Source organism: Bradyrhizobium sp. LHD-71 (assembly GCF_031157255.1).
In the GTDB taxonomy this organism is placed as follows: domain Bacteria; phylum Pseudomonadota; class Alphaproteobacteria; order Rhizobiales; family Xanthobacteraceae; genus P52-10.
Genome location: NZ_JAVIFX010000033.1, coordinates 82,538 through 90,859 on the forward strand (window position 1 = coordinate 82,538; position 8,322 = coordinate 90,859).

The 8,322-nt window shown below is 62.9% G+C and carries 11 protein-coding genes; 4 read left to right on the forward strand and 7 right to left on the reverse strand.

From position 1 onward, the window contains the following. Positions 1 to 98: 98 nt before the first annotated feature. Positions 99 to 1,184, reverse strand: coding sequence for a recombinase RecA (recA, locus tag RCO31_RS29205; protein ID WP_308971820.1), 1,086 nt, complete (start codon positions 1,182 to 1,184; stop codon positions 99 to 101). A 277-nt stretch (positions 1,185 to 1,461) separates the two neighbouring features. On the opposite strand from recA, the gene RCO31_RS29210 reads away from it, so the two are divergent. Continuing rightward, positions 1,462 to 1,695 (forward strand): hypothetical protein, encoded by a 234-nt coding sequence (locus RCO31_RS29210; RefSeq protein WP_308971821.1) that lies wholly within the window; start codon positions 1,462 to 1,464, stop codon positions 1,693 to 1,695. Between the two features lie 33 nt (positions 1,696 to 1,728). On the opposite strand, the gene RCO31_RS29215 is transcribed toward RCO31_RS29210, so the two are convergent. Then, positions 1,729 to 2,277 (reverse strand): nucleotidyltransferase family protein, encoded by a 549-nt coding sequence (locus RCO31_RS29215; protein WP_308971822.1) that lies wholly within the window; start codon positions 2,275 to 2,277, stop codon positions 1,729 to 1,731. Positions 2,278 to 2,474: 197 nt separating this feature from the next. Between RCO31_RS29215 and RCO31_RS29220 the strand changes: the two genes are divergently transcribed. Continuing rightward, positions 2,475 to 3,155, forward strand: coding sequence for an MgtC/SapB family protein (locus RCO31_RS29220; RefSeq protein ID WP_308971823.1), 681 nt, complete (start codon positions 2,475 to 2,477; stop codon positions 3,153 to 3,155). A 26-nt stretch (positions 3,156 to 3,181) separates the two neighbouring features. Here RCO31_RS29220 and RCO31_RS34800 read toward each other — a convergent pair whose 3' ends face one another. Together RCO31_RS34800 and RCO31_RS29225 are read right to left on the reverse strand one after the other, a co-directional pair. Continuing rightward, positions 3,182 to 3,292 carry a peptidylprolyl isomerase gene (locus tag RCO31_RS34800; protein WP_374991546.1) on the reverse strand — a complete coding sequence of 37 codons (111 nt, stop codon included), beginning with the start codon at positions 3,290 to 3,292 and terminating at the stop codon, positions 3,182 to 3,184. A 121-nt stretch (positions 3,293 to 3,413) separates the two neighbouring features. Next, on the reverse strand, positions 3,414 to 3,572 hold the full coding sequence (locus RCO31_RS29225) for a Flp family type IVb pilin (RefSeq protein WP_308971824.1): 159 nt from the start codon (positions 3,570 to 3,572) through the stop codon (positions 3,414 to 3,416). A gap of 239 nt (positions 3,573 to 3,811) precedes the next feature. Between RCO31_RS29225 and bla the strand changes: the two genes are divergently transcribed. Then, positions 3,812 to 4,720 (forward strand): subclass B3 metallo-beta-lactamase, encoded by a 909-nt coding sequence (bla, locus tag RCO31_RS29230; RefSeq protein WP_308971825.1) that lies wholly within the window; start codon positions 3,812 to 3,814, stop codon positions 4,718 to 4,720. Positions 4,721 to 4,823: 103 nt separating this feature from the next. On the opposite strand, the gene RCO31_RS29235 is transcribed toward bla, so the two are convergent. Beyond that, positions 4,824 to 5,228, reverse strand: a complete 405-nt coding sequence (locus tag RCO31_RS29235) for a hypothetical protein (protein ID WP_308971826.1) — start codon at positions 5,226 to 5,228, stop codon at positions 4,824 to 4,826. Between the two features lie 267 nt (positions 5,229 to 5,495). Between RCO31_RS29235 and RCO31_RS29240 the strand changes: the two genes are divergently transcribed. After that, positions 5,496 to 6,716: a GNAT family N-acetyltransferase gene (locus RCO31_RS29240; RefSeq protein ID WP_308971827.1), complete on the forward strand. Its 1,221-nt coding sequence runs from the start codon at positions 5,496 to 5,498 to the stop codon at positions 6,714 to 6,716. Between the two features lie 54 nt (positions 6,717 to 6,770). Here the strand turns inward: RCO31_RS29240 and RCO31_RS29245 are convergent, their stop codons facing one another. Together RCO31_RS29245 and RCO31_RS29250 are read right to left on the reverse strand one after the other, a co-directional pair. After that, on the reverse strand, positions 6,771 to 7,427 hold the full coding sequence (locus tag RCO31_RS29245) for a DsbA family oxidoreductase (RefSeq protein WP_308971828.1): 657 nt from the start codon (positions 7,425 to 7,427) through the stop codon (positions 6,771 to 6,773). A gap of 186 nt (positions 7,428 to 7,613) precedes the next feature. Then, positions 7,614 to 8,144, reverse strand: coding sequence for a MarR family winged helix-turn-helix transcriptional regulator (locus RCO31_RS29250; protein ID WP_308971829.1), 531 nt, complete (start codon positions 8,142 to 8,144; stop codon positions 7,614 to 7,616). Between the last annotated feature and the right edge of the window lie 178 nt (positions 8,145 to 8,322).

Consider the following 8,322-nt stretch of genomic DNA (forward strand, 5'->3'; position numbering starts at 1 on the left):
GTTTTCTTGCGGCCCTGAAGCCCTCGCGCAATCTCGAAGGCTCAGCGCCGGCAACCTCGTCAACGGCCTGGCGCAGCGCGTCAGGTCGTCAGAGAAAACTATTCCTCACCGTCGCCGTCGTCTTCTTCCTCACCCTTCTCGGCGGCGAGGATCTGGTCGGCGATCAGACCCGAATTCTGGCGGATCGCCGCCTCGATCTTCGCAGTCATATCCGGGTTGGCTTTCAGGAAGGACTTGGCGTTTTCGCGACCCTGGCCGATCCGCTGGCTGTCGTAGGAGAACCAGGCTCCGGACTTCTCCACCACCCCCGCCTTGACGCCGAGGTCGAGGATTTCACCCATCTTGGAGACGCCCTCGCCGTACATGATATCGAATTCGACCTGCTTGAACGGCGGCGCCAGCTTGTTCTTCACCACCTTGACGCGGGTCTGGTTGCCGACCACTTCGTCGCGGTCCTTGATCGCGCCGATACGGCGGATGTCGAGACGGACGGACGCATAGAACTTCAGCGCATTACCGCCGGTGGTCGTCTCGGGCGAACCGTACATCACGCCGATCTTCATGCGGATCTGGTTGATGAAGATCACCATGGTCTGGGATTTGTTGATCGATGCGGTGAGCTTGCGCAGCGCCTGGCTCATCAGCCGCGCCTGCAGGCCCGGCAACGCGTCGCCCATCTCACCCTCGAGCTCGGCGCGCGGCACGAGCGCTGCGACCGAATCGACGATCAGAACATCGACAGCGCCCGAGCGCACCAGCGTGTCGGCGATTTCCAGCGCCTGCTCGCCATGGTCCGGCTGCGAAATCAGAAGCTCGTCGACATTGACGCCGAGCTTGCGTGCATAGATCGGATCGAGCGCGTGCTCGGCATCGACGAAGGCACAAATGCCGCCCTTCTTCTGGGCTTCGGCAACACAATGCAGCGCGAGCGTGGTCTTGCCGGACGACTCGGGTCCGTAAATCTCGATCACCCGTCCCTTCGGCAGACCGCCGATGCCGAGCGCGATATCCAGTCCGAGCGAGCCCGTCGAGATCGCCTCGATATCCATCGACTTGTCGCTCTTGCCGAGCTTCATCACCGAGCCCTTGCCGAACTGGCGCTCGATCTGTGACAGCGCGGCCGACAGAGCCTTCGACTTATCCATGGATGAACCTTCGACGATACGCAGGGCGGGCTGAGACATGGGAGAAGCTCCTTATGAACGGGATTCGCCGCCCCGACAACGAAACGGCTGGATGAGTTAAGGGCCAACGTTCGTAGGGACTCTTGTACACGATCTGTTCCATGTTCGCAATATGTTCTTATCGCGACTTGCGCCGTTCACACGCTATCCCCTAGGTATCCCCAGGATAACTCGCTGCCGCTCCTCATATTTCGAGCGGCGCCTTTTTTGTCGCATCCGACCCGTTGCCAATGGTTCCCCTTGCCGCAACTATCGGCGCGGGCTGGGGGGCACCTTTATGACGAACGATTTCGCGGCCGAGGCATGCATTGCACTCGTCTCGGTCGAACTTGAGCATAGCAGAGACGTCACGACTTACATCGTCGGTTGTCAAACGCCGGACGAAGCGAAAGCACTCGTCCTGCAGGAGTATGACTCGGAGCCGGACATCAAGATCTTCGCCTCGAAGCTGTCGGCGGCCGATGCGAGGGAGCTGCAGCTCAGGCCACGCGAGATCCGGCCCTGGCACTGACCGCGCACGAACACGCGGTTCAGCCGTCCGGCGTCAGCGTTCCAGGACCCGCAACTGCGGCCACCTCGATTGCCAACGTCTGCCGCAGACGCGCCGCATGACGACCTCCGGCCTGGTGCGAAACGCAGGCGTCGGCCGTGCGACCACGCCGATGAGATCGTCAATTCCGTGCGGCGCAATCAATTCGGTCCGGCCGAACTGCCGACGGACCGCGACGGCCGTCGCCGTCTCCGGCCAACAGGCGACAGCATCTTCCGTATCCAGGTAGGGCGCATCGCCGTTTCGGACATGCATCCTCGCCTGATTCTTGACGTCCCAGACTGTCCGCGGATCCGTCGCGCGCAGACGCGCTTCGAGCGCGGCATCGTTCGCGCCGCTCGCGTTCGCGGGATCGAAATACGCAACATCGACGTCGTTGCCCCCTTCTGCAGGCCTGCCGTGCAGCGCATCCCAGACGGCGTTGCGGACAAAGCCGGCCCCGATCCAGCAATCGGGCAGCGACAAGGCCTCGACGAGTTCGAGCACGCGCATCAACTCCGGTTGACGCTCGATGAAGCCAACGACGTCGTCGATCGATTTCATGACCCCGGCCATCGCCCGCGTGATGCGGGCTCCTGCCCTACAGCATTCGCCAGTCTACTCGATTTGAATCACATCGCAGCCATGCGAACCTGCGTGTGCACGATGCGGAACGCACGGCGGCAAATTCGCCCCGCCACTTGCCGACGACGATTTTCGTCTTACGCTGGTTACGACGTCAACATGAGTGAGCGCCGGCGATGCTGCCTGACTGGGAAATCCTCCTGCGCCTTGCCGCGGCTGCGGGTCTTGGCAGCCTGATCGGCTTTGAGCGCGAGCGATTGCTATGGGCCGCGGGCATTCGAACGCACATGCTTGTGTGCGTCGGGTCGTGCCTGTTCATGATCGTCTCCGCCTTCGGCTTCGCCGACGCGGTGAGAAACCCGAACGTTGTGCTCGATCCATCGCGCGTTGCGGCGCAGGTCGTCTCCGGCATCGGCTTTCTCGGCGCCGGATCCATTCTGTTGCGAAACGAGGTGGTGAAGGGGCTGACGACCGCAGCGAGCATCTGGAGCGTTGCGGCGATCGGACTTGCGGTCGGTGGCGGCCTATACTTCGCCGCCGCAGCGTCCACCGTCATCATTCTGGTGATTCTCGCGGGCGTGAAGCCGCTCGAGGAAGCCTACCGCGCCCGCAACCAGAGCTGCCGCATGCATATCGAGTGCGAAAAGGGCAACGGCTTCTCGGCGGAACTGCTCCGCCAAACGCTAAAGCTGCGGCCAAGCCAGATCAAGCGCTTCGTCGTGGAGCGGCAGGATCCCGACGGCGACACCGTCAGCGTGCTCGTCAGCAAGGTCTCGGCCGAGGATATCCGCTCCTTCGCCGCCCGCCTGAAGGAACTGGACAGCGTCCGCAACGTCGTCATGGTCGGCCGCAGTTAAGGGCGAGAAAGCGTCATCCGGCGGCGCTAACCGACACGGCAGCTCTTCGGACCGTCGTTGTCCCAGACCCAGCCGCACTTGGTGCATCCACCGGAGGACAGCGCGGCAAGCAAGACGAGCGTGAGCAGAATACGCATGCTGAAATCCCCCAGAGGGGCGATCCTATCGCCGACGAGGACGATCGCCAACGGGCTTCTTAAGCCGATCAATCCGAGTTCTTGACTCTCGCCACCTCGGGCCAGGCGATCAGTCGAGCGATCAGTCGAGCGCGCCTGTGGTGTTGAAGGTGTCGCTGATCGCCGAGCTCAAGGCGATAAGCGACGTCACGATCGCCAGCGCAATGCCCGAGGCGACCAGCGCATATTCGGCCGACGCAGCACCGGATTCGTCGGCAAGGAGATCGGTCAGGCTGCGCATCGGCTCCTCGATCGGCGCGGGATTTCGGCTTGGCTGGGTCAGGAAAAGTTAGCGCAATAAAGCCTAAGATTGACCCAACAAACACGATGAACGAGCCGTGAAGGCATCAGGGAACCGGCAACGCGAAGCTTGCAGCGTTGCGCACCATCGCCCCCCTGTTGACCGCTGTCGCATGAGCGTCATGCGACTTGCGAACGAGCCTGCCGCGGCATTAAGAAGGTGGCGGAGAAGAGGCACCCATGAAGATACTTTCGGCGATCGCCCTTTCACTCCTTCTGTCCGCAAGCTCCGTGGTGTCCGCCGGCCCCGTGCAGGCCCAGACCGTTTCCGATCTGATGGCGCAGATGCGGGCGAAATGGAACACGCCGACCGAGCCTTTCAGGGTCATCGACAACGTCTACTATGTCGGCACCGCCGGCCTGTCGTCGTTTCTTGTCACCTCGCCGGACGGCCATGTGCTGATCGACACCGGCCTCCCCGAAGCGACGCCGCTGATCAAGACGAACATCGACAAGCTCGGCTTCAAGCTCGCCGACATCAAGGTCCTGCTCAACACCCATGCGCATCTCGACCACACCGGCGGGCTGGCGGAGTTGAAGAAGGAGACCGGCGCGCAGATGGTCTCGAGCGCCGCCGACAAGCCGCTGCTCGAGGGTGGCTACTATCCGGGACGGGAAAACGACGCCGAGTTGAAGTTTCCGCCGGTCAAGGTGGATCGTATCGTCGGCGATGGTGAGAAAGTCACCGTCGGCAAGCTGACGCTGGTCGCTCACATGACGCCCGGCCATTCACCCGGCTGCACCACCTGGACCACGGTCACGCGCGAAAAGCGGTGGAACCACACGGTGGTATTCTTCTGCAGCGCGACCGTGGCGGCGAACAGGCTTGTCGGCAGCAACGTCACCTATCCAGGCATCGTCGAGGACTATCGCAAGACGTTCGCGAAGGCCAAGGGCATCTTCGCCGATGTCTTCCTCGCGCCGCATCCGGAAATGTTCAAGATGGACGAGAAACGGCCGCAGATCGGCAGGTCCGCCTTCAATCCTTTCATCAAGGCCGCCGAATTCCACGCCTTCATCCGTGACGCCGAGAAGGCCTTCGACGAGGGCCTTGCAAAGCAGAAGGCCGCAGCCGACGCCGGAGAGTAATGGCGAGTGCTCCGTTTCCGAAGTTCGATCCCTTCGCGGGACAACTCTCATGCGAAAGGCGGAAACATAAGGAGCACCAGCAACCTCATGTTTCTAGTTGCGCTCACGCGCGCTGCTTGAGCTTGCTTTTCGCAGCGACCGGCTTCTCCGCTGCGGCCCATTCCATCGTCGGCGCGTAGCGCTGTATAGAGCTGCCCGAGGCAAGCGGCGGCGCGCCGGGCTTGATCTCCACGCCCATGACGATCCGGGTGGGCCCGAGGCTGATGACGACGATGTCGCGCGTACGCTGGCCGGGGCGCGGCTGCGCATCTTCGATCACCAGAAGGCCGGGCTCATTGACGCGAAATACGCCTGCGCGATACCACTTCCTTGCGCGCGCTTCCCGAAAATCGTCGACCGGCTCGCTGGTGAAGGCGATCTGCGCGACCGAAACGCGATAGCCATAACGCGCGATGTGCCCGACGATCTCGGCGTCGGTCATCTGCAATCGTTCGCGTGCTTCATTCATTGAGCAGCTCGGACTATCGCTTACGGTTTCAGGCAATCAATGCTGCGAACTTGACAGCGATCTCCGAGGAATCCGTTACCGCGTGTCAAATATATTTCGCGGCGGAACCGACCGGCCCGCATGGTAAATGAGTGTTTAACGCGCCGGGCTGCATTTGATGATCAGGCCGAACGTTCTTTTTCGCTGTCGCACTTAAGCGTCGTTCGCGGGCAAGCAGCACAGCCGATGCCATCGGCGATCAACCTCGCTTGCGGTCGGGAACGGGACGTGGCTGAAATCGGTAACGCCGCACATGCGGGCGGAGGCAACAGAGAAGTTCTGCGCGCGCAGCACGGCGGCGCGGCAGCCGCGCTCGGCGCATACCCGGCGCTTCGCGACCTGCCCGCCGGCGATTGGCTAGCGCTTGCGGCCCATGCGGTCGAACCGAACGGCTACTTCCTTCCAGACTGGCAATCGGCGGTCGACGTCTCGGCGCGCGGACGCCGCCACGTCTTTGCACTCGCCGCACGCAACGAGGCGCGCGATCTCACGGCGCTGCTTCCCGTCGTTTCCGCCTGGCGCGCCTTCAAGATTCCGCTGCCGGTGCTGGTCTCCGCCGATCCTTACGGGGATCTCGGCACGCCGCTGCTCGACGGCCGCGCGCCGCTCGATGCGGCGCGGGCGATGATCGTCCAGGCGCGAACGGCCGGCGCCCACGCGATCGTGCTTCGCGACGTCACGCTGCAAGGCCCCGCCATCGACGCGATCATGGCCGCGCTGCGCGAGACCGGAGCAGTTCCACACGTGCTGCGGGCCGAACAGCGCGCCTGCCTCGATGCAACCGCCGACGGCGAGCAACTGCTGCGCGACGCGCTCGGGTCCAAGAAGCTGAAGGAGCTGCGACGTCAGCATAACCGTCTCGCCGAGCACGGCCCCGTCGTATTCACGGTCGCAAAAACGCCCGAGGATGTCGCACGCGCAATCGAAATATTTCTGGCGCTCGAAGCGAGCGGCTGGAAGGCCAGCCGCGGCACCGCGCTGGTGCAACACCAGGGCGACGCAGCTTTCATCCGTCGCGCCACTGTGGCACTGGCGGCCCGCCGCCAATGCGAGGTCGTCACGCTGTCCGCGGGAGAAACGCCGATCGCGGCCGGCATTGTGCTGCGGCATCTCGATCGGGCGTTCTGGTTCAAGCTCGGTGTCGATGAGCGCTTCGCGAAATTTTCCCCAGGAGTCCAGCTCACGCTGGAACTCACAAGGCATCTCTGCGCCGATCCGGAGATCGCGCTCGCCGATTCCACAGCCGCGCCCGGGCAGCCAATGATCGAGCCCATCTGGCGCTCGCGGCTGCCGATCGGCGACCTCGTCATTCCGCTGAGGCGCTACGATCCGGTCGTCGCGCTGACGATCGGCGCCCTGCGACTGCGCGCACAGATCCGCACCCGCGTGCGCCAGCTCTTCCGGCTCTTGCACTCGTCATTGCGAGCAAAGCGAAGCAATCCAGTCTGAGGTTGCGCCAAGCGCCGCGCCGCTCGCGGTCGGGGAGTCGGCTCGCGCTGTCGGCTATTTCTCCTGGCCCAGTGCCGCGACCTGGCGGATCGCACTGGCCAGTTGCTCCGCCGGCTGTGCGCCGGAGACGCCATACTTGCCACCGAGAATGAAGGTCGGCACACCGCTGATGCCCGCATTGGCCGCAGCCTGCGCGGCCTGTGAGATCGTCTCGACGTCCTCATTGCTCGCAAGGCGCGCACGGATCTCCTGGCCATCGAGCCCGCAATCGACGGCCGCCTGAACCAGCACGTCGGTGTCGGTCAGATCGGCCCCGTCCTTGAAGTACAGGTCCATCAGCCGCTGCTTCATTTCCCCGGACGCCCCTTTCTGCTCGGCCCAGAAAATCAGGCGGTGACAATCGATGGTGTTGGGCTGACGGTTGATCGTTTCCGAGTTGTAGGTGAGCCCTTCGGAAGCTGCCGCCTGCGCGACATTCGACGCAATACGCTTGTAGGCGTCGACCGAGCCGAACTTCGCTTCGAGATACTTGTCGCGCGCGATGCCTTCGCGCGGAATCCAAGGATTGAGGAAGAACGGACGCCAGCGCACGCTGACATCGACGTCATCGAGCAGCGCAAGCGCGCCCTCCAGCCTTCGCTTGCCGATGTAGCACCAGGGGCAAACGACATCCGAGACGACGTCGACATGCAACCGCAGTTTCTCGCTCATCGGCAGGCTCCGGGTTTCGGCCAATGTCGTGCCCTGCTTCACGCCGGGTATGACGGACAGCAGGCGCCAGAGGTAAGCCCGCGAGGCAAGTGACACAAGTGGCTACTCGGCGGTTCCTGTCGTTTCCGGCGCGGTGACGACCGCGACGACTGCGGATCACATCTCGCGGCGGCGAACCCTTCAGCATCACAGTTCGTCCACAGGCGCCCAGTGCGGCACGTGGCTCGCGAGCTTGTCGAGCAGGCGTTCGAACTCGTTGCGTTCGGATCGCGTCAGGCACGACAGCATCTCCCGCTCGCGCTCGCGCAAGTGCGGGATGTACTGGGCATAGAGCGCCCGTCCAGCCTGCGTGATGAACAGGAGTTGCCGCCGATTGTCGGCCTTGTCGGCCTCGCGGCGCAACAGCTTCTTCTTCTCCAGTGCAATGATCCCGCGACTGATGTTGGCCTTGAGATGGCCGGAAAACTCGCAGATGTCGCTCGCAGTCACGCCTTCGCGGAAATTGAGGAAGATCAGCGTGACGATCTCCGGGCGTGTGATGCCGAGCTCCATCTCGATCTTCCGGAATGACGGCTCCCGGTAGAAGTTCAGCACATAACCCATCTTATAGGCGATCTTGATCTCGGTGCTGCCGAGCACGCCGGCGATCTCGCTTTCCTCCGGCTGTCGCACCTCACGCGCGCTTGCGGACTTCTTCGCGCCCCTCAATAGTCTCATATGTGACTTTCTGCTTGCATCCACGGCAACGCCATCCTAGTGTCGAGGATCAGAAATTTGCGCCATCGTTGCCGCGAGTCCATCGTGCGAATTTCTGATCCATAAACGACACTAGAATCATAAACTTGCTAGTGTCCTGATCGAATCCGAAGTTCGCTCTGAGCTCGCTGCAAAGTAC